Here is a 25773-nt window from a genome sequence, read left to right as displayed (position 1 = left end):
TGCTGGCCACACACAAGGAGATCAGTGAGCGCTACCGAACAGTCCATCGGCATTGCCCGCACAGCGGCACACGCCGCGGCGGACAAGATCGCCCAGGAAATCGTCGCCATCGACGTCAGTGACCGGCTTGCGATCACGGATGTCTTCGTGATCGCTTCCGCGCCGAGCGAGCGGCAGGTGAACGCCATCGTCGACGGCATCGAGGAGGAGTTGTCGAAGCAGGGTCTCAAGCCGGTGCGGCGCGAAGGTCGCAGCGAGGGCCGCTGGGTTCTCCTCGACTACGCCCAGGTGGTCGTCCACGTTCAGCATGAGGAGGATCGGGTGTTCTATGCGCTCGACCGGCTCTGGAAGGATTGCCCCTCGATCGATCTCCAGCTCGAGGGAGCGCTGCAGGGCTCACCGCAGGCCGCGTCCGACGACGCAGCGGAGTGACGCGGTACCCCCACGCCGATCCGGCTGCACGTCGCATCATCTTCTGGCGCCACGGGCGCACGGAGTGGAACCGGTCCGGGCGCTTCCAGGGCCAGGAGGACATCGACCTCGACGAGACGGGTCGTGAGCAGGCGGCACGTGCTGCGGAAGTGCTCGCGGCGCGTCAGCCCTTCCTGATCGTCGCGTCCGACCTGCGGCGGGCAGCGGATACCGCGGCCGCTCTGGCCGGACTCAGCGCACTGGAGGTCACCTATGACGTCCGGCTGCGCGAGACGAACGGTGGGCAGTGGCAGGGTCTGTCCTTCGCGGAGATCGACGAGAAGTTCGCCGACGACAACGCCGCCTGGCGCGCGGGAGACCCCGAGGTGCGGGCAGGCGGAGCAGAGAGCCGCCTGGATGTGGGTCGGAGGATGCTCGCGGCCGTCACCGAAGCCGTCGAGCGCGTAGCGCCGTCGGAGACACTCGTGGTCGTCAGTCATGGAGGTGCGATCCGGGCAGCCCTGGCAGCGCTGATGGGGCTTCCGCCGAAGCGCTGGGGCGCCCTTGCCGGCCTCTCGAACTGCCACTGGTCTGAGGTCCACGAGGTGGTGGGCAGGGATGACGCGCTCTTCGGGTGGCAGCTGACCGAGCACAACGTCGGTCTCGGTTCGTTGCCGGTCGAGCCACTCGAGGGCTGAGGCGGAGGAGTCGGCCGATTTGGCGAAGCGGTCGAAATTTACTACACTAATCAAGTTGCTTCGGAGGGGTAAGACCTTCTGAGAGCAGCGAAGTACGGGGCTATGGCGCAGCTGGTAGCGCACCTGCATGGCATGCAGGGGGTCAGGGGTTCGAATCCCCTTAGCTCCACAACGAACCGCTGCACTACAGGGCGAAAGCCCTGGTCCGGCGGTTTTTTGTTGCCCTCGAAGGGCTCATCCCGGAGCTGCGCCATCGTCCCGGGCCCCCGGCGAGCACCGATCCGGGGGGGGTGCTGGTCGAGCAGATAGGCACGAGCCTGCCGGCAGCCCTAGGCGGCCTCTTCCCGAGGAGCCGGGCTGCGGACGGGCAGCACCATGACCTGAGCAGGCAGCTTCCCGCGCAGGGCCACCTGGACGGGTAGGGGAGGCATCAGCCGCCCCCGCTCGATGGTCTCGAGGGTTTGCCGGGACTGGGGGATGGGGGCCCTCGAGTCGGCGTCGTGGTACTCGCCCGGATGGGTGATCATGGTCTGCTGTCTCTCTTTGACGATGCACGAGTTGCGTGTGCAGGTACTTCGTTGCCGCTTGTCGCTGGGCCTTGTGCGAGATCGGATGCGCGACAGACAGGCCCGCAGTTCGCGTGAGGTGCTGCCGGCCATCGACCACACGCACGGACCGAGGCCACCGAGGTATCAGGCGCCGAGCATCCGGGCTGCCGCTGCCTCCGCCTCCAGCTGCTCGTCCGACAGGACGGTCCCCCGCAGGAACCCGCTGCGGCAAAGGAGAGCCCTGACTTCCTCCACGCTGTAGGGGTCGGGCCAACGGCTGTGGACCACGACGTGGCAGCTGGGGCACAGCGGAATCAGATCCACCAGGGCGTCCGGGCTATAGGTCTCGTCGATGTGCGCGAGGGGAGTGATGAGATGGACCTGTACCAGGTCCGCCGCAGCCACGCCGTAGACCTGCTCGAAGTCGAGTCCGCAGGCATGGCAGGCGGATCCGCGATGGGCCAGCGCGACCCTGCGGAGATCCCCGTCATGCTCGAATGAATTGACGGCGATGCGGGTCACCGCCGAGGCCGGCAAGGCGCCGGGTACTGGAAAGACCGAAGCGGCCTCCGGCGCGTTGGCCTCCGCCCAGAGAGCGCGCAGTGCGGTCTCGGCCGAGCCGCTCACGACGAGCGCATCGAACTCCGTGGTGTCGAGCTCCGGAATGCGCTCGGCAACCAGATGCATCCCGACCTGGTCGCCATGGGCCAGCAGCACGTCGACGTCGATGTCCAGGCGCGCTGTGCCCGTTGCCGTGCGTCCGCTGATGCCCGCCAGGATGCCGTGCCCGATGAGTCCGCGCATGGCCTGATGGCGGCCGACGACGAGAAACCAGACATCCACCCCCGGGTCGAGGGCCGCCGGGGAGGTCATTGACCAGGCCTGCCGCAGCACACCTGCTTTCCTCACGGTCTGCACGTCGGCGGGATACGTGCCGGTCCACTGGGACTCGTCAGGGTTCCATGCAAGGATTACGGCCGCCATGCATCGAGTGTGCCATGCGACCTTCCGGTGCGGCTTCCGTGCGGGGTCGGCGTCGAGCCGGTCTGTGGTGGAGGTCTCAGCCCTGCAGCAACCAGCCCACGGCCTCGTCCCGATCGGTGAAGAACCGGGTCTCGATGGGAGACCTCACGGCGAAAGCGGTGAGGACGAGGTCGACGGCGTCCGAACCGAGGATGGCTATCCTCGGGGAGTGCCGGTAGGCAAGAATTGCGTCCCTCGCGTCGCGGGTGATCTCCCTCAGGCCGCAGACCTCGACCAGCAGGGGGAGGTTCGGGCCTCCCCGGGCCTGGATGGCCGCGGCCGCGAGCGTGATGTCGGTCCGATCGATGACGAGGTCCGGCTGCCAGCGGACATGCAGCAGCCCGGCCAGGGCCCTGAGGGAGAACCGGCCGACGTCGTGGCCCTCCGGAGTTCGGGAAGTACACCTTCGTAGCAGTGCTGTATGCATGGAGAAGAACCGCCTCATAGGCACCCGCGACGGCTTGTGGCCGCTGCCACGGGCTTCAACTGAACCACCTCGCGGTGGCGGCCTCGCAGAGCGGCTCGGGCCAGTGTCCATTCGCCGAGCCCGGACCGGATGGTTCGGGGGGCCAGGACGATGTGACGCTGTGCACCGGACGTGGGGGTGGGCGCTGTGTCAGAGCATCCACCGTGGCTGGCCGTCCCACAGCCCGCGTTCGTCGAAGCTGTCGATGATCTGCTGGACGCCAGGTGCGAGAGCAGGAAGGCTGTCCTCGACGGCGATGAGCGGACCGTAGTGGCGCAGTTCTGCCATCTCGTTGGCGAAGTGCAGCGCGCGTGCATGGTCTGTGGTCAGCCCTGTTCCGCCGGCCGCAACGGCCTCGAGAGCCGCCTGCGCGTTGCCGAACAGGATCGCATGGGCCAGGTCGGCTGCAGTGGTCTCCGGGTCCTGCGCCTCCGCGACGTCCCAGCCCCGCAGGATCCTGTCCTCCTTGAGGCGCACGCCCAACACGTCCCACTCGTGTGCCATTGGATCCCCCGACGCTCGTCTGTCTGCTGACTCGAGGTTCCAGCGTCGCAGCCACCCGCTGCGCCGACAAGACCGTCCGAACCCGATGTCGTGGTTGTTAGCCGTCCGTGACCTGCGTACCCGCACTCGTGCCGATGCTCCTGCCGTGCCAGACTGGACCGCATGTGTCCACGTTCCGCGGAGTCGCACCCGTCCTCCGACAGCCCCACTGACAGCACCCCGACGAAGCCCGGCACGGAGGACCGCCATCTTGCTGTCCGCCTCGACGACGCCTGGCTCCGCTTCCAGACGCGGCTTGCGATCCGGCGGGGACGAGTGGAGACCGTCATTCCGTACACCGGGTACGGGACGACGTCGTGGGTGCGCGTGCTGGCACGTGTGGTCCTCAGCGACCCGAGGGATACGGGCCGCGGTACGGATGCAGGCCCCCTGAAGCCTCTTCAGGAAGGCATGCGGGGTTGGCGGAACTTCACGAGCGCGCCCGTGGCCCACGCCGTCGTCCACGTCACCATCGGTGACACGGTGCACGATGTCGTCGCGGACCGCGGCGGCGTCGTCGACGCGCGGATCCCCGTCACCCTTGAAGCCGGCTGGCACGACATAACCCTGCAGTCGGGTGGCTCGCGGATCGTCGAAGCGCCCGTGAGGATCGTCGCCGACGAAACCGATTTCGGAGTGGTGTCCGACATCGATGACACCGTGATGGTCACGGCGCTGCCTCGACCGTTCCTCGCGGCCTGGAACACCTTCGTTCTGGACGAGCATGCAAGAACGCCCACTCCCGGCATGGCTGTGCTGTACGAGCGGATCGTCCGGACTCTTCCGTCGGCCCCCGTGCTCTACCTCTCGACGGGTGCCTGGAACGTCGCGCCCACGCTGTCGCGATTCCTCTCCCGTAACCTCTACCCCGCGGGGCCGAAGCTGCTGACCGACTGGGGCCCCACGCGTGATCGCTGGTTCCGCAGCGGGCAGGATCACAAGAGGACGTCCCTGGAGCGGCTGGCTGAGGAATTCCCGCACATGAAGTGGCTGCTGGTGGGCGACGACGGCCAGCACGACGAAGCCATCTACTCCGAGTTCGCCCAGCGCCACCCGCAGAACGTCCGGGCGATCGCGATCCGCCAACTGTCCGTGGGCGAGGCTGTGCTCGCGGGCGGCCGTTCAAAGACAGGAGTGCAGCCGACACCGGGCATCCCGTGGATCTATGCCCCGGACGGCGCCGGGATGTCGGACGAGCTCGAGAAACTCGGCATCATCGAGAGCGACGTCCGCTCCGCCGACGTCCCCGAAGAGACCGACGGTATCGAACCCGCATAGCCGCTCAGGGATCGCGCCAGGCACCCGACGATCAGCACGCACGAGAAGGAACCATGCCGCCACCGACCTACCCGGCGCTCTCCTACGAGCTGTACCCGCCGCGAAATGCCGAGGCCGAGGACTCGCTCTGGACGACGATCCGGCGACTGGAGGCGACGCGCCCTGATTTCGTGTCGGTCACCTACGGTGCGGCCGGCAGCAACCAGGAGACCGCGGTCGATCTCCTCCGCCGCCTCCTGACGGAAACCAGCCTCAGGCCGCTGGCACACCTCACGTGCGTCGGGAGCAGCAGGGGTGAGCTCGAGGCGATCGTCGACCGGCTCATCGGCGGTGGTGTCCGCGGGATCCTCGCGCTTCGCGGCGATGCCCCGGACGGCGAGACGCATCCCGGCGAGCTCCAGCACGCAGACGAGCTCGTGCGGCTGATCCGGGACGTCGAAGCGAAGCGGTCCGCCCAGCTCGCAGCGGGCAGGGTCTCGGTGGGCGTCGCCGCATACGCGACACGGCACCCGGATTCCCCGAGCGTGGAGCAGGACATCCAGGTTCTTCTGGCCAAGGAGGGCGCGGGGGCCGACTTCGCGATCACCCAGGTCTACTTCCGGCCCGACGACTACTCGGGCCTGGTCAGCCGGGCCCGCGACGCAGGGGTCACGATCCCGATCATTCCCGGCGTCGTGCCGATGACGAGCACGCGGCGGCTCACGAAGCTGAGCGAGCTCGCCGGCATCGGCGTCGACGAAGCCCTGTGGTCCCGCCTGGAGGGCGCGCGCACGGACGCCGAGCGCCGCAGGATCGGCGTTGCGGCAACAGTGGACCTGGCACGGACGGCGCTTGCCGACGGCGCTCCGGGGATCCACCTGTACACCTTCAACGAGCACTCGGCGGCTCTCGACGTCCTCGACGCGCTGGATCTCAAGCGCCCGCCGGAGGCCGGCCTCGCGGCGTCGATGTAGGGACGGACATCGCGCCGGGGTAATGCGCCGGAACGGTCGTCGAGCGCTCGGGTCAGCGGGCTCTGGCTGCCGCTCGTCCCAGGCTCGCCGCGGTCCCGGCCACGGCAGGAGCCACCGCCTTGAGCTTGTCGGCGAAGACCACGGCCCCGACGCCCACGAGCGCCGTGCCGAGGATGGTGCGCTGCGCCGTGCGTCGTCGTCCGCTCCAGCCGCCCGGCACCGCTGCGTTGGCGGGGTCGAGCGAGGGGCCGTACAGGTTGCCGGTGGAGTCCTCGGCCGGTTCCTTCTTCGACAGGTGGGTGTGTTCGACCTGGTGCGCCATCACCCTCTCAAGACGGCCCGGCATCAGGCGGTGCTGGCGCACCATCGAGCGACCGATGCGTCCGACGGCGACCTCGCGGACCGGCGCCTCTACGACGTCGAGGATCGCCTTCGCGACGCGGTCCGCGCTGTAGACCGGGGGCATCGCCACGGCGCGCCGGCCGGTGTAGTTCGCCGCATGGTTGAAGAAGGGGGTGTCGATGGTGGGCGGAAGGACGGTGCACACGTGGATGCGCTTCTGCCGGTCGAGCTTCAGCTCGGACCGCAGGCTCACGCCCAGAGCGCGCACCGCGGCCTTCGACATCGAGTAGGCGGACGTATAGGGCTGGGGGATCTCGCCGACGATCGACGCGACGTTCACCAGGACGCCGCTGCCCTGGTCCTGCATGCGCTCGAGCGCGGCGCGTGCTCCGTAGACGTAACCCAAGACATTGACGTCGATGACGCGCTCGAAATCGCGCAGGGGTACCTCGAGGAACGGCGAGAAGAAGGAGACGGCGGCGTTGTTGACCCAGACATCGATGCGCCCGAACTCCTCGACTGCCCTGCTCGCGAGTTCCTGCACGGCCTCGTACTCGGACATGTCCATAGGCACCGCGATGGCGCGGGAACCCAGGGCGGTGCACTCCGCGACGAGGGTCTCGAGGGCCTCCACGCGTCGGCTGGCCAGTACCAGATGGGTCCGACGGCGGGCGAAGCGGAGTGCGGTCGCACGGCCGATGCCGCTCGCCGCTCCGGTGATGACGACGACGCTGTTCCTGATCCGCACTGAGCTCCTCCTCGGTTCGTCCCTCGTCGGGCGTGACCGCCCGCACCTCAGCCGAACGTACGGACACAGACCGGGCACATGCAACGGGAATTCACCGCTCGGGAGTGGGTGCATATCCCTGGGCGGTGTGCTTGGGTCCGATGCTCTGGCTGCGGAGGATATCGGCCAGCTGATCCATGAAGAGGCGCACTCGGGCGTCGTCTGCGTCGCCTGTCCGCAGGGCGAAGATGCTGCGTGCGAGACGTATCTCGGGCACGTCGAGCGACACCACCCCGTCGGGCCTGTTGATCATCGCGAGTTCGGGCACCAGCGCTGCTCCGAGGCCGGCTGCTGTCAGTTCTAGGCTCGCGTTGAAATCGTCGCAGTAGGCGGAGATGCGCGGGTGCAGGTTGCAGCTGGCGAAGAGCCGTTCGATGACCGTTGCATCCGCGGTGCCGGGGTGGTGCATGATCCACGGCATGTCGGCAAGCTGGTCGGCTGTGACCCGGGAGCCGCTGCGGATACCCCAGCTCGCGGGGAGGATGACACGGAAGTCGTCATCGCCGATCCACTGGCGGCTGAGCGTCGACGGCCAGGCGAGCCCGGCCTGCCCCACCTGGTAGACGAGCGCGAGGTCGAGATCGCCACCCGTGCGCAGCCCTTGGATCGCATGGGCGGGTTCCCCGACGAAGACGCGCAGGGAGACCCCCAGCCGCTGCCACTCCGGCATCCGCAGCAGCCGGGGGAGTGCGAACGTCGCGAGGCTGGGGAAGATGCCGAGCCGCAGCTCGTGCGCAGGCCCGGAACCGGCGCGGGCGGTGGAGGCCAGGAGTGCGTCGATGTCCGTCAGGACCTTCGACGCATGGCGGGACATGGCGACGGCCGCGTCCGTAGGAACGGCGCTGCGGGCGGATCGGGTGAAGAGGGTGGCACCGGTGTCACGCTCGAGGGCGGACATCTGTTGCGATACTGCGGAGGCGGTGTACCCGAGGCTGGTGGCTGCGCCGCTGAACGATCCATGACGGATCACCTCGAGCAACGTCCGAAGGTGGATCGGGTTCACCACGTAGCACTCTCCAAGTCCTTTGATTCCTCCGCCCAGTCTTCTACACCCGACCACCGCGACACGCCCACGAACCGCGACACGGGAGTTTCTCGGCCTGTGCGAAAGTACTCCACAGCGTGTGGACCGCTGCTCCGAAACGACCCCTGACCGGCTGGATTCCGGGCTTTCCGAGGAGCCCCGTCTGTGGACATCGTGTGGACTACCAGTCCCAGTAATGACATACTTGTAATACATCATCTTGGGGTCTGTCTCATCTGGCCGCACTAGATGTAGTATCGAAGGACAGAACAGCCGCTGGACGGCATGGGCCCTTCAGGCGCAGGAATCCCCGGATCTCCTCCCCCTATCCAGGGTTACGCGCCACTCATGACACAGCACGACAGCAGTACAGGAACAGGGGACTAGAACATGACCGTCACGGTTTACACGAAGCCGGCTTGCGTACAGTGCAACGCCACGTATCGCGCTCTGGACAAGAAGGGCATCGCCTACCAGAGCGTCGACATCACCGAGGATCCAGCCGCCCTCGAGCGGGTCCGCTCCATGGGCTACCTGCAGGCTCCCGTCGTCATCACGGACAGCGACCACTGGTCCGGGTTCCGTCCTGACAAGATCAGTGCCCTCGCCGATTCCGCCGTCAGTTCGGTAGCCTGAACGGTTCCCGTCAGGGATCCCGCCGTCGGGGCATCAGGGATGACCACCATCGCTGTGGAAGACCGACCCACCTCGACTCATCCGGCCGGGGAGGCGGAGTGGCCCGTCACCGACGCCTCGCTGATCTACTTCTCGTCCGTCTCCGACAACACCCATCGCTTCGTGGAGAAGCTGGGGGTCCGGGCCGCCCGCATGCCTCTGCTCACCAGGGAGCCGACGCTGCGGGCGCTGAAGCCCTACGTGCTGGTCCTCCCGACCTACGGAGGGATCACCGGTAAGGGCGCAGTGCCACGTCAGGTCGTGAAATTCCTGAACAACAAGCAGAACCGCAGCCTCCTCAGGGGGGTCATCGGGGCCGGGAACACCAACTTCGGTGAGACCTATTGCCTTGCCGCGGACATCGTCGCAGCCAAGTGCGATGTGCCGGTGCTGTACAGATTCGAAGTCATGGGCACGTCCGAGGACGTAGACCGAGTAACCAAAGGATTGGAAGAGTTTTGGACATGAGTGTTGCAGAGACGGAGACGGGCGCACCCGCAGCCGCAGTGGACCGCTTCAAGGACATGGGTTATCACGAGCTCAACGCGATGCTCAACCTGTACGGGCCGAACGGAGAGATCCAGTTCGACGCCGATCGGGAAGCCGCGCACCAGTACTTCCTGCAGCACGTCAACAACAACACGGTGTTCTTCCACGACCTGGAGGAGAAGCTCGACTACCTCGTGAAGAACGAGTACTACGAGCGTGAGACGCTCGACCAGTACACGATGAACTTCATCCGCGATCTCTACAAGCGCGCGTACTCCAAGAAGTTCCGCTTCGAGACGTTCCTCGGTGCCTTCAAGTTCTACACCTCGTACACCCTGAAGACGTTCGACGGCAAGCGGTACCTCGAGCGCTACGAGGATCGCGTGTGCATGGTTGCCCTGCACCTGGCCCGCGGCAACGAGCAGCTCGCCGAGCAGATGGTCGACGAGATCATCGACGGCCGCTTCCAGCCCGCTACCCCGACCTTCCTGAACGCCGGCAAGCGCCAGCGCGGTGAGCTCGTCTCCTGCTTCCTGCTGCGCATCGAGGACAACATGGAGTCGATCGGACGGTCGATCAACTCGGCCCTCCAGCTCTCCAAGCGCGGCGGCGGCGTCGCGTTCGCCCTGACCAACATCCGCGAGGTCGGTGCGCCGATCAAGCAGATCGAGAACCAGTCCTCCGGCGTCATTCCTGTGATGAAGCTCCTCGAGGACAGCTTCTCCTACGCCAACCAGCTCGGTGCCCGCCAGGGCGCCGGCGCGGTCTACCTGCACGCGCACCACCCGGACATCAACCGCTTCCTCGACACCAAGCGCGAGAATGCGGACGAGAAGATCCGCATCAAGACGCTGTCCCTCGGCGTCGTCGTCCCGGACATCACGTTCGAGCTCGCCAAGCGCGACGAGGACATGTACCTGTTCTCCCCCTACGACGTCGAGCGCGTCTACGGCATGCCCTTCTCCGACATCTCGGTCACCGAGAAGTACTACGAGATGGTGGACGACGCCCGGATCAAGAAGACCAAGATCAAGGCGCGTGAGTTCTTCCAGACCCTCGCGGAGATCCAGTTCGAGTCCGGCTACCCGTACATCATGTTCGAGGACACCGTGAACCGGGCCAACCCGATCGACGGCAAGATCATCATGTCCAACCTGTGCTCCGAGATCCTCCAGGTCTCGCAGCCCACCACCTACAACGAGGACCTGTCCTACGACTCCGTGGGCAAGGACATCTCCTGCAACCTCGGTTCGCTGAACATCGCGAAGACCATGGACTCGCCGGACTTCGGCCGGACCATCGAGACCGCGATCCGCAGCCTCTCGGCTGTCTCGGACATGAGCCACATCAGCTCGGTCCCTTCGATCGCCGCCGGTAACGACGCCTCCCACGCCATCGGCCTCGGACAGATGAACCTCCACGGCTACCTCGCCCGTGAGCGCGTCCACTACGGCTCGGAAGAGGGCCTGGATTTCACGAACATCTACTTCTACTCCGTGGTGTACCACTGCATCCGGGCATCGAACCTGATGGCCATCGAGACCGGCCGGAAGTTCGCCGGATTCGAGCGTTCCAAGTACGCGAGCGGAGAGTTCTTCGACAAGTACACCGAGCAGGTGTGGGAGCCGACGACGCCGCGCGTGCGTGAGCTGTTCGCCGACGTTCACATCCCCACGCAGGAGGACTGGCGCGCACTGAAGGCCTCGGTCATGGAGCACGGCATCTACAACCAGAATCTGCAGGCTGTGCCGCCGACGGGCTCGATCTCGTACATCAACAACTCGACGTCCTCCATCCACCCGGTGGCGTCGAAGATCGAGATCCGCAAGGAAGGCAAGATCGGCCGCGTGTACTACCCGGCGCCGTACCTCACGAACGACAACCTGGAGTTCTACCAGGATGCGTACGAGATCGGCTTCGAGAAGATCATCGACACGTATGCCGCGGCGACGCAGCACGTGGACCAGGGCCTGTCCCTGACGCTGTTCTTCAAGGACACCGCCACAACGCGTGACATCAACAAGGCCCAGATCTACGCCTGGCGCAAGGGCATCAAGACGGTCTACTACATCCGTCTCCGCCAGCTCGCGCTGGAGGGCACCGAGGTCGAGGGCTGCGTCAGCTGCATGCTGTAGCACCTAAAATTGTCAGGCCGGGCCTTGCGCCCGGCCTGGCGAACAGGCTCGACCCGGATCACCGGCATTACTAACACCCAGACAAGGAACACACCATGAGCGAGAAGCTGAAGCTCGTCGATCAGGTCCAGGCCATCAACTGGAACCGCATCCAGGATGACAAGGACGTCGAGGTCTGGAACCGCCTGGTGAACAACTTCTGGCTGCCGGAGAAGGTGCCGCTGTCCAACGACGTCCAGTCGTGGGCGACGCTGACGCCCGAGGAGCAGCAGCTCACCATGCGCGTCTTCACCGGCCTGACGCTGCTCGACACGGTCCAGGCGACCGTAGGCGCCGTGAGCCTCATCCCCGATGCGGTCACGCCCCACGAGGAAGCCGTCCTCACGAACATCGCCTTCATGGAGTCGGTGCACGCCAAGAGCTACTCCTCGATCTTCTCCACGCTGGCTTCCACCAAGGAGATCGACGAGGCGTTCCGATGGTCCACGGAGAACGTGAACCTGCAGAAGAAGGCGCACATCGTCACGGACTACTACCGCGGTGACGATCCCCTGAAGCGCAAGGTCGCCTCGACGCTGCTCGAGTCGTTCCTGTTCTACTCCGGCTTCTACCTGCCGATGTACTGGTCCTCGCGCGCCAAGCTCACGAACACGGCGGACCTCGTACGCCTGATCATCCGTGACGAGGCCGTGCACGGGTACTACATCGGCTACAAGTTCCAGCGCGGTCTGGAGAGCGCGACGCCGGAACGCCGCCAGGAGATCAAGGACTACACGTTCGAGCTGCTCTTCGAGCTGTACGAGAACGAGGTCCAGTACACGCATGACCTGTACGACTCCGTGGGCCTCGCCGAGGACGTCAAGAAGTTCCTGCACTACAACGCCAACAAGGCGCTCATGAACCTGGGCTACGAGGCGATGTTCCCGTCGTCGGTCACGGACGTGAACCCGGCGATCCTCTCGGCGCTGTCCCCGAACGCCGACGAGAACCACGACTTCTTCTCCGGCTCGGGCTCCTCGTACGTCATCGGCAAGGCCGTGAACACTGAGGACGAGGACTGGGACTTCTAGTCCTCCCCGTCCCGCTCGCCGTTGTCTGAGAGGCCCCGCACGCCCACGCGTGTGGGGCCTTTCGTGCTCCTGCGGCTGATTCAGTCAGGTCAGCCAATCCCACCACCGCGACGTTCTGTGGTGTGGTAGCGGTTCGGGCTCGGGTTCCGCTCCCAGCGCCTGCGCGGCTTGCGCTAGGTCCTCCGACGTCAGCATCATCACTTCCTCCCGATCGAGGTCGTCGAGGTTTCGGTCCTCGTTGAGCGACAACCTCAGCGCCTGGCGATTGAGCGCCTGCTCGAAGAGTGTGCGGGCAAAGCGCGCGTTGCCGGAGTCCTCGCCGGAGTGAAGGCCGGCGAGGATGCTCCGCAGGGTCTGCTCCGCGCTCGGCTCCGGGATGTACTCGTGCTGGGCGAGCATCTGGTGGAAGATCGTCTGGAGCGCATCGACGGAGTAGTCCGGGAAGGTGATCTCGCGGGCGAACCGGGAACGCAGGCCCGGGTTCGAGAGCAGGAACGCCTCCATCAGTCGCGGGTAACCGGCCACGATGACCACCAGGCGGTGCCGGTGATCCTCCATCCGCTTCAGCAGGACCTCGATCGCCTCGGGGCCGAAATCCATCCGGCCATCCTCCGGTGACAGGGCGTAGGCCTCGTCGATGAAGAGGACGCCGTCCAACGCCTTCCGGATCACCCGGTCCGTCTTGATGGCGGTTGCGCCCACGTACTGCCCGACCAGGCCCGACCGGTCGACCTCGACCAGATGGCCCTTCTGCAGCAAGCCGACCGCGCGGTACATCTCGGCCAAGAGCCGCGCCACGGTGGTCTTGCCCGTGCCCGGGTTCCCCAGGAACACCAGATGCTGTGAGGTGGCGACCTCCGGCAATCCGTGCGCCTTGCGCCGGGCCTGCACCTGCAGCAATGCCACGAGTGCCCGCACCTGTTCCTTCACGCTGTCGAGCCCCACCAGCGCGTCGAGTTCGGCCTGCACCTCGGCGAGCGGACGTGCAGGACCGGGCCGCGCGCCGATGCGGTCACCCACCAGGTCGTCCACCCGCTCCGAACCGGGCAGCTTGAGTTGCTCGGCGAGGTGGCCGAGCGTTTCGCGCAGGTCATCGAGCGGATTTCGGCTGGCGGCCATGCTCTCTCCTTGGACGACATCTGGTCCGCGACCGGAAGAGCGCGGTGGTTCGATCAGGTGCTGGGCAGGTTTTCGGTCGTGCGCCACAACTGTAGCCCCACGGTGAAGGCGCTGGCAGCTTCGTTCACGCCGCACCGCGTCACCGTGCAAGGAGCAGAATGATCGGCCCTCTTTCCGCCCAGTGACGCAGCGTGCCCGGACGGCATACTGTCAGGGTTTCCTCGCACCCCTGCTCGGCTTCGAAGTCGATGGCTGTCCTCCAGCGTTCCGTGTACTTATAACCCGATGGCATGGACGATGGGTCGGCGCGCTGCGACAGAACTGGACCGGTGGAACCAACACCCACGGATATACAGTGCACTGAGGGTTACCACGCGTCCTGCCGGTCTACGGCCCCTCGCCGAGTAGGCGTGGCTGCGTGCCTCAGTCCTGCAGAAAGTTCCGCACTCGAGATCGGGGAGTTCCATGGATTCGGCATTGTCCTCCGTGCGTGATCAGGTGTTCCGGCGAAATCCGGGTGAGACGGAGTTCCATCAGGCCGTCGTCGAGGTGTTCGATTCCCTGGGTCCGGTGTTGAAGAAACATCCCGAGTTCGTGGACGCTGCGGTGCTGGAGCGGCTGTGCGAACCGGAGCGGCAGATCATCTTCCGCGTGCCCTGGGTGGACGATGCGGGAATCGTGCAGATCAACCGGGGCTTCCGGGTCGAATTCAATTCCGCTCTCGGCCCCTTCAAGGGGGGCCTGCGCTTCCACCCGTCCGTGTACCTCGGGATCGTGAAGTTCCTCGGATTCGAGCAGGTCTTCAAGAACGCGCTCACCGGCATGCCGATCGGCGGAGGCAAGGGCGGCTCCGACTTCGATCCCAAGGGCAGGTCCGACGGTGAGGTGATGCGGTTCTGCCAGTCCTTCATGACGGAGTTGTACCGGCATATCGGTGAGTACACGGATGTTCCCGCGGGCGACATCGGCGTGGGTGGCCGCGAGATCGGATATCTCTTCGGGCAGTACAAGAGGGTCACCAATCGGTACGAGTCCGGAGTGCTCACGGGTAAGGGAATCAGTTGGGGTGGCTCCCTGGTTCGCCCGGAAGCGACCGGCTACGGCGCAGTCCTGTTCGCCCGGGAGATGCTCAAGACCAGGGGACTCGACCTCGAGGGACAACGCGTCATCGTCTCCGGCTCGGGCAACGTCGCCGTCCATGCCATCGCCAAGGCACAGCACTTCGGTGCGACCGTCGTCGCCTGTTCCGATTCCTCCGGGTATGTCGTCGACGAAGCCGGTATCGACGTCGCGCTCCTTCGCGAGGTGAAGGAGAACGAGCGCGGACGGATCTCCGAGTACGCGCGGCGGCGGGGGGCAGGCGCCCAGTTCGTGGAACGAGGTTCGATCTGGGATGTGGGGGCAGCGGTAGCCCTGCCCTGCGCCACGCAGAACGAACTCGACGAGGATGCCGCGGTATCGCTCGTCAAGGCAGGAGTGGTCGCGGTGGCGGAGGGGGCGAACATGCCCTGCACGCCCGAGGCCGTGCAGGGGTTCCAGCAGGTCGGCGTCCTGTTCGGGCCGGGCAAGGCCGCGAACGCCGGCGGCGTCGCGACCTCGGCCCTGGAGATGCAACAGAACGCCAGCCGTGATTCCTGGTCCTTCGAGCACACCGAACAGCGACTCACGGAGATCATGGTGGGTATCCATGACCGGTGTGCGACGACCGCCGACGAATACGGCGTGCCCGGTGACTATGTCGCAGGGGCGAACATCAGTGGCTTCGTCAAGGTAGCGGACGCCATGCTCGCACTCGGAGTCATCTGACTCCACGTTGCCGACAGTGGGCGGAACTGTTCCTGCAGACGCACTGAACGCAGCTCTATAGATCGGCCCCGCGCTGCTGCCTGCCCCGCTCGAGACTGTGGCCGATGACGCGTGCTGCTTCCGGGTAGGCGCCCGGGTCGGGTCCGGAGTAGGTGAGGCGAATGAACGGTCCTGTGGGCTCGGCCGGGAACCAGTCGTCGCCGGGCGCGACGAACACGCCCTGTGCTTCGCAGTCCTGCACCAGGCGTGCGAGGTCTGTTCCGTCCGGAAGCCGCAGCCATAGATGCAAGCCTCCCGGTGGGAGGGCTGTGAGCTGGGCGAGCGGCGCATAGGTGCTGAGACTGTCGACGAGGAGGTCCCGGCGTGACCGCAATTTCTCGCGCAGGCCGCGAAGGTGCGTCTGCCAGCCGGGCTGCGTAACGATGTCCAGGGCCGCAGCCTGGAGTATTCCACTGACGTACATGGACGCTGCGGTGCGGTCGGCGATGATGCGCTCGCGGGCCGGCCCGCGAGCAATGATTGCGGCGATCCGGAGCGCGGGCGAGACGCTCTTCGTGAGCGAGCGGATGTACACGACGTGCCCGTCATCATCGTGCGCAGCCAGAGGTGTGGAGCTGGTCGAGATCCCGAAATCGTGCGCCCAGTCGTCCTCGATGAGAAAGGCACCGTAGGTTCTGGTGACGTCGAGTATCTGCAGCGCTGCGTCAGCGGGCCATTGCGCGCCGGTCGGGTTGGCGAAGTTCGGTTGGGTATAGAAAGCTCGCGCGCCGGTCTCCTCGAAGGCACGGGCGAGAGCGTCCGGGTCCGGGCCGGTGGGCCCGGAAGGGATCGGTACCACGCGCACGCCCGCCTGTGCAGCGGCGAGGATGGCGCCCCAATAGCTGGGCGATTCGATCAGCAACGGCTGCCCGGCCGTGACCAGAGCGCGGAAGACGGAACTGAGTCCGCTCTGGCTGCCCGGAAGGACGATCACATTGCTCGACGTCGGCGGGGTCACGCCCACCGGCGTGAGCTCTGCCAGCTCCGACGCGAACCACGATTGCAGCGCCGGGAGGCCCGACGCGGGGGAGCGCGTCAGGGCCGCTTCGCTACGGCCCGCCCTGGCGAGTGCCGCCCTGACCAGTCGCTCCGGAAGAAGGTCGCGCTCCGGGTACCCCTCGTGCAGGGCTATCGCATCAGCGGTCGCAGCCCGCATGGTCGCCGGCGACGACTGCAGGCGGTTGGGTGGTGACCCCAACGCCGCGGTCTGCCAGCCGAAGTCGAGCGGACGTGCCGTGCGGATGGCCCGGACGAAGGTGCCGACGCCAGGCCTGCTCTCGATCAGGCCGGAGGCGGAGAGGACACGCAGCGCTTTCTGCACCGTGACCGGACTGGCTTCGTACCGTGCCACCAGCGAGCGCGTCGAAGGCAGCCTCGCGCCCGCGGGAGCTGCTGCAATCCACTCGCGCAGAGCCGTGACGATCCTCGAACTGCTATCGTTGGTCATGAAGCCACATAATAGCGCTACCCTGCTTCCGACCACCCTGCTATCGTCCGCACGATCGGGTCTCGCCTGGGGTCTCCTCGGTGTAGCTGCCTTCTCGTTCACGGTTCCTTTCACGCGCGTCGCCGTCGGAGGCCTGTCGCCCCTCTTCATCGGTTCGGGTAGGGCGGTCGTGGCTGCCGCTCTCGCAGTCGCCGCTCTCTCCCTCACTCGGCAACGTCTCCCGTCCGGCACGCAGTGGCTGCGGCTCGGCGTCGTCGCCTGCGGAATCGTGATCGGGTTCCCCCTGCTGACCTCCTTCGCCCTGACGACCGCACCCGCGAGCCACGGCGCCGTCGTCATCGCCCTCCTGCCGGCGGCTACTGCTGCCATGGCCGTCGTCAGGGGGAGGGAACGGCCACCTACCTCGTTCTGGCTGGTGGCGCTCCTGGGCGCCGTCGTGGCAGTTGTCTTCGCGACACTGCACGAAGGAGGACTCGCCCAACCCGCCCTGTCCGATCTGCTGCTGTTCGGTGCCGTGATCGCTGCCGCGACCGGCTACGCCGAGGGCGGCCTGCTTGCCCGGGAACTCGGCGCGTGGCAGACCGTGTCGTGGGCCCTGGTGGTCGCCTCACCGGTCATGGTCGTGCTGACGGTCACGGCCGTGCTGCACCACCCGCAGGTCGGCACCCCGATCGAATGGGCGTCCTTCGCCTACCTCGCCGTCGTCAGCATGTTCCTGGGCTTCTTCGCCTGGTATCGCGGCCTCGCCATCGGTCCGATCGCTCGGGTCAGCCAGGTGCAACTGATCCAGCCCGTGCTGAGTATCCTGTGGGCCGCACTCCTGCTGCGCGAGGGACTGTCGTGGCATACAGTCCTCGGTGGAGCCGCTGTCGTGGTGTGTGCGGGGGTCGCGGTCCGCACGCGATCGGCACGTCCGGCCAGGACTCCTGTTCCGGACACCCCTGACCCCGGTCAGGCGGGGGCCGACGATGGGGGGATAGGTGCTGTCCGGTAGACGCGTGCGTATGGTGCCGAAGGAGAGGAACGGGGCGATGACACTTCCGGCCGTGGAACCCTGGCCGCAGGGACGGCACGACGGGTACCGCAGATCGGAGGTCACCTCCGTCGTCGGGCAGGGCGATGATGTGTGGCGACGAGCTGTCGACGAGGTCCTCCGCTGGGGTGTGAAGACACGGAGCGGGTTCAGTGTGGACTGCACGACGCCGGTGGTACCCGGGCAACGTGTCTCAGTCACCGTCACGTTCCTCGGCCTCAGCGTTGTCGAGCCGGTCGAAGTCGTCTCCGTGGTCAACGACGGACAGCGTGCAGGATTCGCCTACCGGACCAGGCCCGGGCATCCTGTTCGCGGTGAGGAGGCGTTCATTGTGTCCCGGCACGATGATGAGGTGCGCCTGACGGTTCGATCGCTGACGCGGGCGGCACCACGTCATCCATGGCGCCTGCTCTTCCCGATCCTCCTCCTTGTGCAGCGTGTCGTGCGGAGGCGGTATCTGCGCTCGCTCTTGCCCTGACCCCGGTCAGGCCGGGGTGATGTGTCGGGAGGGTATGGGGCTCGAGTAGACAACGCTGGTGGTGATACTGCCGAGGGTCGCGAGCCGGCCCGTGATGCGCTCGAGATCGCGCATCGAGCGGGCGAGTACTTTGATGATGAAACAGTCGGCGCCGGTGACGTGATGGGCCTCGATGATCTCGGGCAGTGAGGCGACCAAGTCGTGGAAGGGCTTGTAGTTGCCGGTGGGGTAGGCCAATCGCACGAACGCGGTCACGCTGTACCCGAGGGCCTCCGGATCCACGGTGACCGAGTAGCCCGTGATCACGCCGGCATCGGTAAGACGCCTCACCCGATCGCCCGTCGCACTCGGGGACAGGTTGATGGAGCGGGCCAGCTCCGCGACGCTCGCCCGCCCGTCCTCCTGCAGGTGGCCGATGATCGCGTGATCGGTGGAATCGAGATCGATCCGTGGGTTCGAGGGCATACGGCAGAATCTACCGTCGAAAACGGCACCGGCGCCGCACTATGCCGTCGGTGGAGCGTTCCCGTCGAGCGACAGAAGCGCTTCGATGGAACCATGACTCCTTTCCTCTCTGCCGCTGACTACTTCGCTGCCAAGCTCGCGTACGAAACCGACCCGACGGACCTCGCTGCTGAGCGGGCTTCCGGGACTGCACCCCTCGTGATCGACACCCGTTCCGCTGCGTCATGGAGTCAGGGCCGCATCCCGGGCGCCGTCCACATCCCGAACTCGGAGCTCGAAGCACGTATCGGGGACTTCGCGTCCACGACGGATGCTGCGATCGTCGTCTACTGCTGGGGACCCGGCTGTAACGGCAGCACTCGTGGTGCCCTGATTCTTGCGTCGATGGGCTACACGAACGTCCGCGAACTCATCGGTGGCTTCGAGTACTGGGCGCGCGAAGGCTTCGCGACCGTGAGCGACGACGGACGTGGACGCCGAGCGCCGGACCCGCTCACTGCGCCCCTCCCACCGACGGCGTGAACAGCATCAGTGCCCCTCAGCGCCCGGCATCCCGTCCACGGGGGCGGGGCGAGCCGGGAAGGGGATCCGGTCCAGGTCCGAGGCCGCGACCACCGTCGTCGATCCTGCGCTTGCTCGCGCCTGCTGCGCAAGTATCCCGACGTCGTCGTACCGTGACGAGAAGTGGGTCAGCACGAGTGTTCCCACCCCGCCGCTGCCCGCGAGTGCTCCCGCCTCGCCGGCCGTCAGGTGCAGGTACTGGTCGGCGAGCGCGGCGTGGTCGTTGCTGAAGGTACTCTCGGCCACCAGCAGGTCGGCGTCCTCGGCCAGGGCGAAGGCTCCGTCGCACACGGCGGTGTCCATGACGAAGGCGAAGCGCCGCCCCGGTCGGGGGACGCTGACCTCGTCGAGTCCGACGGAACCCAGCCGTCCCTCGCGCTGCAGGCGCCCGACGTCGGGCCCGGAGATGCCGGAAGCGGCAAGCCGATCGGGAAGGAACGTCCGCCCGTCCGGCTCCGTCATCCGGTACCCGTACGCCTCGATGCGGTGCCGCAGCGGAAGGACTTCCATCCCGGGTGCGATCGGACCGGCGGTGCCGTGAGGGTGCAGGTGCAGGTCCAGGCCGGGGGTCGCGAGCGACACGAGCGCCCGCACCACGTCCTCACCCGACGCGGGGTAGTGCAGATGCACGGGGTGCGCGACGCCGTCGAGCACCATCCGCGAGAGTACGCCGGGCAGCCCGTAGCAGTGGTCGCCGTGGACATGTGTCAGGCAGATCCGCGTGATCTTGGTACCGGCCACTCCGGCGTGGATCATCTGGCGCTGGGTACCCTCACCGGGATCGAACAGGATGCCCTCGAGCTCCCACCGCAGGAAGTAGCCGTTGTGGTTGCGGGTCCGGGTGGGCACTTGTGACGCCGTGCCGAGGATGACGAGCTCACGCATGACCAAAGTCTTGCATTGCCGGAGGCGGGCCGGCTCGGGCGGACTCGAGTGGACCGTGCTGCACGGCAGGCGAAAGAATGGGTAGGCGTCCCTGTATCAGGGCAGGGCCGGCGCGGAGCAGGGGAGCGCGCATCGACGAAGGAGCATGATCGCGTGGAGCAGCAAGCGCAACCGGTGGTGCCCGGTCTGTCGACGGCACGCCCAGGCCGACGAGCCTGGAAGGAGGGCACGTGGAACACACCCTCCCGGGAACTCGTCCCCGCCGCCCTGGTGTCGCTCGCGGGGTTCGTCCTGTTCGTGCTCCACCAGCCCCTGATCGGCTACCCACTGCTGGCCGTCGCGCTCGTTGCGGCAGCCGCCATCAACAGGGCACTCTTCCGGGACCTCCTGCTCATCGCGTTCAGCCTCGCCGTGATGAGCCTCGTGCCGATCACGACGGACATCAGCGTGGAACACATGGCCGTCATGGGCACGGCGATGATCCTCGCCGTCGGGGTCCCCTACACGGTCTCCCGGTTCGCCTATCGCGATCACTCCATCACCTTCCCCGTCCGTACGGGCCAGAAGTGGACCCGCGCGGAGAAGTGGTACCTGCCCGCCGTCGTCGTGATCGGCTACGCCCTCCTTCCGGTGTACATGCTCGGAACCGGCGTCTACACGAACTGGCCCGCGGCCTCCGCGCCGGACGAGATCGCGCGACTGTTCGTCGGCACCAACGGCCTGGGCATCTGGGACGAGCTCTTCTTCATCTGCACCGTGTTCGCACTCCTGCGCAGGCACCTTCCCATGGCCCAGGCCAATGTCCTCCAGGCCGTGCTGTTCACCTCGTTCCTCTGGGAGTTGGGTTTCCACGCCTGGGCACCGCTGTTCATCTTCCCGTTCGCGCTCCTGCAGGCGTTCATCTTCACGCGCACCCGGTCCCTCTCCTACATCATCTGCGTCCACCTGCTGTTCGACTTCGTCCTGTTCCTCGTCCTCCTCCACGCCCACAACCGGGTGTGGATTGACATCTTCCTCTACTGACCAACCGACGAACTGACGAATCCGTGAGCAGCGCCCCGGTGAGTGACCCCGCCGAGTTCATCGACGAGTCCCTGCAGTACGAGAGCTCGTGGGAACGCGCGGAGGACCACCAACGGCGGTACGGGACGGGGCTCGAGTACTACGGAGCGTCCGTCGGCGCCGTCCGCGGGACCGTCCGCAACGCCGAACGCCGGTATCCGGGCCTCGGGCACGACGACGTCACCGCGCTCGCCGCAGAGCTCTGGGCCCGGCCGGTGTTCGAACGCAGGCTGGCGGCAGTCGTGCTGCTGCAGTCGTTCGTGCCGCTGTTGCGCCACTCCGACCTCACGCGGATCGAGGGTTTCCTCCGGTCGGCTCAGGTTCCGGATCTCGTGGATCCCCTCGCGATCGACGTCGTCGGAACACTGCTCCTGAGGCTGAAAAACCCGGATGCCGCACGCGCACGCACCGTCGTCGACCGCTGGGCCGCTGCGGAGGATGCCCTGCTCCGCCGCGCGGCCGTGCTGGTGCACCTGCCGGCGTTCCGGGCGGGCGAGGGCGACGACGCCGCCTTCCGGCGGACCGTCCGCCTGGTCTCCAGCGCACGGCAGGGCCGCGTCCCCACGGTGGAAGACGCCGTGGCGTTGGTCAGGGCGAGCGGCGCGGGCTGACGGTTTCCGGCCCGGACCCGGCCGGACTCGGAGCCGATGCAGAGGGCTAGCGGATGTCGATGGTGCGGATGATCCTGCCGCGGAGGGCCGGCACGAGGTGATGGATGCCCATCATGCCGAGCCCGTAGCGGCGTACCCGCCGCATCGACGTCGCCACCTTGAGCGTGGGGTCGATCCGCACTGCGGCCCAGCCCAGCCGGTGGCACACCCGGGCGGAGAACTCGATGTCCTCGTCGCGCGTGTCGATCGATGTCCGCTCGATCCCGCCTGACGCCACGTAGGCGGACGCCCGTACCGCCATGTTGTGACCGGCAACGAAACGCAGGTATGCGACGTCGAGGTGTTTGAGCGCGATCATGATCCGCAGGAGCCAGAGTGCGCCGGGCATCAGCAGGTCATCGCCCCGCCGGTAGTGGCCGTCCCGAAGCGCGGTACTGGTTCCCCCGAGAAGCTGCACCCGGGGGTGCAGCGCGAAGAGTATGCGGATCCGGCGCACCCAGTCCTCCGCGGGTTCGCTGTCCCCGTCGGTGCGCGCGACCAGCTCGAAGCCGTCGTCGATCGCCCTCCGGAAGCCGGTGTCACTCGCGGCCCCGGTTCCCTTCTGGGGCTCGGTCACGACCGTGAGTGCCACCTCGGGATGGGCCGCCGCGTAGTCCTGGATCCGCTGTGCCGTGTCATCGGTGGAAGCGTTGTCCACCACGTAGACGTGGAGGTCGCCGCGGTCGCGCTGTGCGCGGAGCGCTTCGAGCGTGCGGACGATGCCCGGCTCGTTGAAGACGGGCACGACGACGGCGAGCCGCCCGGTCACGGGTGACTCCTCCGGGGTGCGGGCAGGATGACCGGAACGGGTCACGGATTGTCCAGGTCGGTCGCCGCGAACGTGTCGCAGGAGCGCAGATCGCCTGTATCGAAGCCCTGCGCGAACCACGCCTGCCGCTGGGCGCTGGACCCGTGGGTCCAGCCTTCCGGATTGACCTGGCCCGTCGCCGACTCCTGGATGCGGTCGTCGCCCACCGATGCGGCCGCGGAGAGGGCGTCCTGCAGGTCGGTGGTTGAGAAGGGGCGGAGGAACGGCTCGCCGGACTCCGGATCGGGCACCGTTGTGGCATGGGCGGCCCACATCCCGGCGAAGCAGTCCGCCTGCAGTTCGACGCGGACACCGCCGGACTCCGCGCCCTGCGGATCCTGCTGGGCGGCGCCGAGCGTGCCGATGAGGTTCTGGATGTGGTGCCCGAACTCGTGGGCGACGACGTACTCCTGCGCGAGGGGGCCGCCGGAGGACCCGAACCTGGTCACGAGGTCGTCGAAGAATGCGGTGTCGTAGTAGGTCTGCTCGTCCACGGGGCAGTAGAACGGGCCCACGGCGCTCGTCGCAGTCCCGCAGCCGGTGTCGGTGCTGTCGCTGAAGATCACGACGCCGGGCTGCGTGTACGCCACGCCGAACTGGTCGAGGTAGGGCAGCCAGAAGCTGTCGAGGCTCTCCGCGGTGCCGAGAATGCGACAGTCGAGCCGTTCATTGGCTTCTGCGCCGGTCAGGCACTCGTCGATGGCGTCCTCCGCGCCGGAGTCCTGCTGCTGCGACGCCGTGCCGTCGTCGATTCCCAACTGGTCGACGACACCCGGACCGAAGATCAGCGAGAGGATCAGGAGGAGGCCACCACCGAGGCCGCCTCCGACGGCCGCACCGCGACCGCGTCCACGCCGATCACTGACGCGTGAAGGGTTGAGTTGCGCGTTGTCATTGAAACTCATGGTTCAACAATAAGCCTACTTACCGTCGTCGGCAGTCAGGCAGGCGGGTGCTGTCGATCCCGCGCGGGCTGCACGCGGTTGCGCGGGTCAGTCCTGCCAATGCCCCGGGATCTCGAGTCGGTTCGGCAACCGTGTGCGACTATCGCCGGTCGCAGCAGCGACCTGCATCGGCGTGAGGAACAGGGCGTGCGACAGATCTGCGCCCTGCAGCCTCGCGTCCCTGAGATCGGCTCCGAGCAGATCCACGTGCTGGAGGTCCGAACCCGTCAGGTCGGCGGCGATGAGGTAGGCGCCGCGCAGGTTGGCGCCCTGGAGGGACCGGTGTGCGAGATCAGCGCCGAGCAGGTCGGCCCCGGGCGCGAGACGGCGTGGATGCCGGGGCCCACCTGCCGCCTTCCTCACCGCGGTGCTCACGTCCGCGAGCACTGCTCCGACCCTCGCGCGGAGTCCCTCCAGGTCCGCGCCCGCGAGGCCCTCCGGCTCGAGTCGGGCCAGACCCACGGTCTCGGTGGTCAGCGCGAGCACTGCGCTTCTGGCCGCAGCCGGAACGGATCGGGACGATGCAGCGAGGCGCTGGGCCTCATCGAGGTACCAGAGCACCTCGTGCAGTTGCCGAACGACCGGGAACGCCGCGAACATCGCCGGCTTCAGTTCCGGGTGTTCCGTCCAGCTCCGCCCGCCGAAGCCGCGCTGCGCCACCTGCTGGCCGGCGCCGAAACAGTCGAACACCGTGCACCCCTTGTACCCCTCGCCGCGGAGCTTCGCGTGGATGGTGCAGGAGAAGTCGGCGGCGAGATTGCGGCATGCCTGTCCGATGGGCTTGTCGTGCGCGAAATCGCTCGACCTCTCGAATCCCAGGGCGGAGCAGCACAGGGCGAAGCACTTCGAGCAGTCAGCTGTGAGGGGAACGCCGGGATGGCCGGTGAGGTGCAGCGGCACAGCAGGCAAGAGATTCCTCCTCGGGGAGGGGCACGCCCCGCCCAGCATCGACTGGGCGGCGTTCCCGACGGTCGTGAGGAATCATTGTCCTCCGGCCCGCCCGGATTCTCGCACCGATCGCTCAGCATGGCCAAGGAAAACCTTACGGCCTTCCGTCCTGTTGTCAGGTGTAGCGACGACTGCGACGGTGGGACCGGGCGCCATCGCCCACCCTACGTCGAACGTGCCGACTGTCGGCCCGGATCAGAAGGAGCAGAGGATGAACATCCTGCATACGATGCTGGACGGACTCGAGCACGCGAAGTCGCTGGACAAGATCGCCGACCCCCTCGCAGCAGCGGTCAGCAAGGCCGTGCGGCCCCGCAGGATCCGGAACCTGCTCAGCGGAGCGGCGATCGGCCACTCGGTGCATCCGATGCTGATCGTCGTGCCGTCCGGTGCCTGGAGCATGGCGTCCTTCCTGGACATCGCCGGCGGCAAGGGTTCCCGCAAGGCCGCAGATCTCCTCGTCACCGTCGGGATCCTCTCCGCGGTACCGACGGCGATCACGGGCCTGCACGACTGGTCCGACACCCAGGAGAAGGAGCGCCGGGTCGGGATCGTGCACGCGACCGGCAACTCCCTCGCGGTCATGCTCTACACCGCCTCCGCGGTCGCGCGCGCCAAGGACCATCGAGCACTCGGGGTCCTGCTCGGCCTCGGCGGGCTCGGGTCGATGCTCTTCAGCGCCTACCTCGGGGGGCACCTCAGCTACGCCAGCGGCGTCAACGTCAACCGGACGGCATGGCACGAGGCCCCGAAGGACTGGACCCGCGTGGCCAGCGATGCCGACGTCGTCGAGGGCGGGCGCCACACCGTCGAAGCAAACGGCGTGCCGATCCTGCTGCTGCGCCACGAGGGGAAGCTGACCGCGATGGACAGAGTGTGCAACCACCTGGGCGGTCCCCTCGAAGAGGGCGTCATCGAGAACGGCTGCATCACGTGCCCGTGGCACCAGAGCATGTTCAGGCTCGACGACGGCAAGAACTATCGAGGACCGGCCAGCGTGCCCCAGCCCGTCTACCAGACACGGGTCACGAGCGATGGCTTCATCGAACTGCGGCAGCCCGAGTCCTGACGGCGACGAGCCGAACG

28 protein-coding genes and 1 tRNA gene are annotated in these 25773 nt (G+C 67.0%); 16 read left to right on the top strand and 13 right to left on the bottom strand.

The window, feature by feature from the left end:
- Positions 1-24 precede the first annotated feature (24 nt).
- From rsfS to FDK12_RS09325, 3 genes are all read left to right on the top strand, one after another.
- Positions 25-432, top strand: a complete 408-nt coding sequence (gene rsfS, locus FDK12_RS09335; protein WP_137369326.1) for a ribosome silencing factor — start codon at positions 25-27, stop codon at positions 430-432.
- Positions 429-1109, top strand: coding sequence for a histidine phosphatase family protein (locus FDK12_RS09330; RefSeq protein ID WP_137369325.1), 681 nt, complete (start codon positions 429-431; stop codon positions 1107-1109). Before rsfS ends, FDK12_RS09330 begins: the two co-directional genes overlap by 4 nt.
- Positions 1110-1205: 96 nt before the next feature.
- Positions 1206-1278 (top strand) — tRNA-Ala (locus tag FDK12_RS09325).
- A gap of 160 nt (positions 1279-1438) precedes the next feature.
- Here the strand turns inward: FDK12_RS09325 and FDK12_RS09320 are convergent.
- The 4 genes from FDK12_RS09320 to FDK12_RS09305 all read right to left on the bottom strand — a co-directional run bounded on the left by FDK12_RS09320 (position 1439) and on the right by FDK12_RS09305 (position 3650).
- Positions 1439-1636, bottom strand: coding sequence for a hypothetical protein (locus tag FDK12_RS09320; RefSeq protein WP_137369324.1), 198 nt, complete (start codon positions 1634-1636; stop codon positions 1439-1441).
- Between the two features lie 165 nt (positions 1637-1801).
- Entirely contained in the window at positions 1802-2641 is an 840-nt protein-coding gene (locus FDK12_RS09315) for a hypothetical protein (protein WP_137369323.1), read from the bottom strand.
- 76 nt (positions 2642-2717) lie between these two features.
- The gene (locus FDK12_RS09310) at positions 2718-3107 is read right to left on the bottom strand and encodes a hypothetical protein (protein WP_137369322.1); all 390 of its coding nucleotides are present in this window, start codon (positions 3105-3107) and stop codon (positions 2718-2720) included.
- A gap of 189 nt (positions 3108-3296) precedes the next feature.
- Positions 3297-3650, bottom strand: a complete 354-nt coding sequence (locus FDK12_RS09305; protein ID WP_137369321.1) for a hypothetical protein — start codon at positions 3648-3650, stop codon at positions 3297-3299.
- 162 nt (positions 3651-3812) lie between these two features.
- On the opposite strand from FDK12_RS09305, the gene FDK12_RS09300 reads away from it, so the two are divergent.
- Positions 3813-4967 carry an App1 family protein gene (locus FDK12_RS09300; protein WP_137369320.1) on the top strand — a complete coding sequence of 385 codons (1155 nt, stop codon included), beginning with the start codon at positions 3813-3815 and terminating at the stop codon, positions 4965-4967.
- A 53-nt stretch (positions 4968-5020) separates the two neighbouring features.
- The gene (locus FDK12_RS09295; RefSeq protein WP_137369319.1) at positions 5021-5920 is read left to right on the top strand and encodes a methylenetetrahydrofolate reductase; all 900 of its coding nucleotides are present in this window, start codon (positions 5021-5023) and stop codon (positions 5918-5920) included.
- A gap of 52 nt (positions 5921-5972) precedes the next feature.
- Here the strand turns inward: FDK12_RS09295 and FDK12_RS09290 are convergent, their stop codons facing one another.
- Together FDK12_RS09290 and FDK12_RS09285 are read right to left on the bottom strand one after the other, a co-directional pair.
- A complete protein-coding gene (locus FDK12_RS09290; protein WP_137369318.1) occupies positions 5973-7010 on the bottom strand; it encodes an SDR family oxidoreductase in 1038 nt (345 codons plus the stop codon).
- A gap of 91 nt (positions 7011-7101) precedes the next feature.
- Positions 7102-8055, bottom strand: a complete 954-nt coding sequence (locus tag FDK12_RS09285; RefSeq protein WP_137369317.1) for a LysR family transcriptional regulator — start codon at positions 8053-8055, stop codon at positions 7102-7104.
- A 408-nt stretch (positions 8056-8463) separates the two neighbouring features.
- On the opposite strand from FDK12_RS09285, the gene nrdH reads away from it, so the two are divergent.
- The 4 genes from nrdH (at position 8464) to nrdF (ending at position 12442) form a co-directional block, all read left to right on the top strand.
- Complete coding sequence (gene nrdH / locus FDK12_RS09280; protein WP_104117404.1) at positions 8464-8709, top strand: glutaredoxin-like protein NrdH; 246 nt, start codon at positions 8464-8466, stop codon at positions 8707-8709.
- Between the two features lie 39 nt (positions 8710-8748).
- A complete protein-coding gene (nrdI, locus tag FDK12_RS09275; RefSeq protein WP_137369316.1) occupies positions 8749-9216 on the top strand; it encodes a class Ib ribonucleoside-diphosphate reductase assembly flavoprotein NrdI in 468 nt (155 codons plus the stop codon).
- On the top strand, positions 9213-11372 hold the full coding sequence (gene nrdE / locus FDK12_RS09270) for a class 1b ribonucleoside-diphosphate reductase subunit alpha (protein WP_137369315.1): 2160 nt from the start codon (positions 9213-9215) through the stop codon (positions 11370-11372). The genes nrdI and nrdE overlap by 4 nt, the downstream gene beginning before the upstream one ends.
- Before the next feature lie 95 nt (positions 11373-11467).
- A complete protein-coding gene (gene nrdF / locus FDK12_RS09265; RefSeq protein ID WP_104117401.1) occupies positions 11468-12442 on the top strand; it encodes a class 1b ribonucleoside-diphosphate reductase subunit beta in 975 nt (324 codons plus the stop codon).
- Positions 12443-12526: 84 nt separating this feature from the next.
- On the opposite strand, the gene FDK12_RS09260 is transcribed toward nrdF, so the two are convergent.
- The gene (locus tag FDK12_RS09260) at positions 12527-13561 is read right to left on the bottom strand and encodes an AAA family ATPase (RefSeq protein WP_137369314.1); all 1035 of its coding nucleotides are present in this window, start codon (positions 13559-13561) and stop codon (positions 12527-12529) included.
- Positions 13562-14026: 465 nt separating this feature from the next.
- On the opposite strand from FDK12_RS09260, the gene gdhA reads away from it, so the two are divergent.
- Positions 14027-15367: an NADP-specific glutamate dehydrogenase gene (gene gdhA / locus FDK12_RS09255; RefSeq protein WP_137369313.1), complete on the top strand. Its 1341-nt coding sequence runs from the start codon at positions 14027-14029 to the stop codon at positions 15365-15367.
- Positions 15368-15422: 55 nt separating this feature from the next.
- On the opposite strand, the gene FDK12_RS09250 is transcribed toward gdhA, so the two are convergent.
- Complete coding sequence (locus tag FDK12_RS09250) at positions 15423-16853, bottom strand: PLP-dependent aminotransferase family protein (RefSeq protein WP_137369312.1); 1431 nt, start codon at positions 16851-16853, stop codon at positions 15423-15425.
- Between FDK12_RS09250 and FDK12_RS09245 the strand changes: the two genes are divergently transcribed.
- Positions 16852-17847 carry a DMT family transporter gene (locus FDK12_RS09245; protein WP_137369311.1) on the top strand — a complete coding sequence of 332 codons (996 nt, stop codon included), beginning with the start codon at positions 16852-16854 and terminating at the stop codon, positions 17845-17847. The two genes, FDK12_RS09250 and FDK12_RS09245, sit on opposite strands and share 2 nt — an antisense overlap.
- A gap of 37 nt (positions 17848-17884) precedes the next feature.
- Complete coding sequence (locus FDK12_RS09240) at positions 17885-18364, top strand: DUF1990 family protein (RefSeq protein WP_137369310.1); 480 nt, start codon at positions 17885-17887, stop codon at positions 18362-18364.
- A 6-nt stretch (positions 18365-18370) separates the two neighbouring features.
- Here the strand turns inward: FDK12_RS09240 and FDK12_RS09235 are convergent, their stop codons facing one another.
- Positions 18371-18829, bottom strand: a complete 459-nt coding sequence (locus tag FDK12_RS09235; RefSeq protein WP_137369309.1) for an Lrp/AsnC family transcriptional regulator — start codon at positions 18827-18829, stop codon at positions 18371-18373.
- Between the two features lie 93 nt (positions 18830-18922).
- Here FDK12_RS09235 and FDK12_RS09230 point away from each other — a divergent pair, with 93 nt between their 5' ends.
- Positions 18923-19351 carry a rhodanese-like domain-containing protein gene (locus FDK12_RS09230; protein ID WP_137369308.1) on the top strand — a complete coding sequence of 143 codons (429 nt, stop codon included), beginning with the start codon at positions 18923-18925 and terminating at the stop codon, positions 19349-19351.
- Between the two features lie 6 nt (positions 19352-19357).
- Here the strand turns inward: FDK12_RS09230 and FDK12_RS09225 are convergent, their stop codons facing one another.
- Positions 19358-20275 (bottom strand): ribonuclease Z, encoded by a 918-nt coding sequence (locus tag FDK12_RS09225; protein WP_137369307.1) that lies wholly within the window; start codon positions 20273-20275, stop codon positions 19358-19360.
- Between the two features lie 267 nt (positions 20276-20542).
- On the opposite strand from FDK12_RS09225, the gene FDK12_RS09220 reads away from it, so the two are divergent.
- Positions 20543-21298, top strand: a complete 756-nt coding sequence (locus tag FDK12_RS09220; protein ID WP_189636320.1) for a CPBP family intramembrane glutamic endopeptidase — start codon at positions 20543-20545, stop codon at positions 21296-21298.
- Positions 21299-21336: 38 nt separating this feature from the next.
- Complete coding sequence (locus tag FDK12_RS09215; RefSeq protein ID WP_137369306.1) at positions 21337-21948, top strand: DNA alkylation repair protein; 612 nt, start codon at positions 21337-21339, stop codon at positions 21946-21948.
- Between the two features lie 46 nt (positions 21949-21994).
- Here FDK12_RS09215 and FDK12_RS09210 read toward each other — a convergent pair whose 3' ends face one another.
- The 3 genes from FDK12_RS09210 to FDK12_RS09200 all read right to left on the bottom strand — a co-directional run bounded on the left by FDK12_RS09210 (position 21995) and on the right by FDK12_RS09200 (position 24639).
- A complete protein-coding gene (locus FDK12_RS09210; protein ID WP_189636315.1) occupies positions 21995-22801 on the bottom strand; it encodes a glycosyltransferase in 807 nt (268 codons plus the stop codon).
- Positions 22798-23700: a neutral zinc metallopeptidase gene (locus FDK12_RS09205; RefSeq protein ID WP_137369304.1), complete on the bottom strand. Its 903-nt coding sequence runs from the start codon at positions 23698-23700 to the stop codon at positions 22798-22800. The genes FDK12_RS09210 and FDK12_RS09205 overlap by 4 nt, the downstream gene beginning before the upstream one ends.
- 87 nt (positions 23701-23787) lie before the next feature.
- The gene (locus FDK12_RS09200) at positions 23788-24639 is read right to left on the bottom strand and encodes a pentapeptide repeat-containing protein (protein WP_317616731.1); all 852 of its coding nucleotides are present in this window, start codon (positions 24637-24639) and stop codon (positions 23788-23790) included.
- A 259-nt stretch (positions 24640-24898) separates the two neighbouring features.
- On the opposite strand from FDK12_RS09200, the gene FDK12_RS09195 reads away from it, so the two are divergent.
- Entirely contained in the window at positions 24899-25756 is an 858-nt protein-coding gene (locus tag FDK12_RS09195) for a Rieske (2Fe-2S) protein (protein ID WP_137369302.1), read from the top strand.
- Positions 25757-25773 lie beyond the last annotated feature (17 nt).

Source organism: Arthrobacter sp. NamB2, assembly GCF_005281365.1.
Taxonomy (GTDB): domain Bacteria; phylum Actinomycetota; class Actinomycetes; order Actinomycetales; family Micrococcaceae; genus Arthrobacter_D.
Note: the sequence above shows the minus strand (reverse complement) of the source record. Positions and strands in the feature narration are given on the sequence as shown.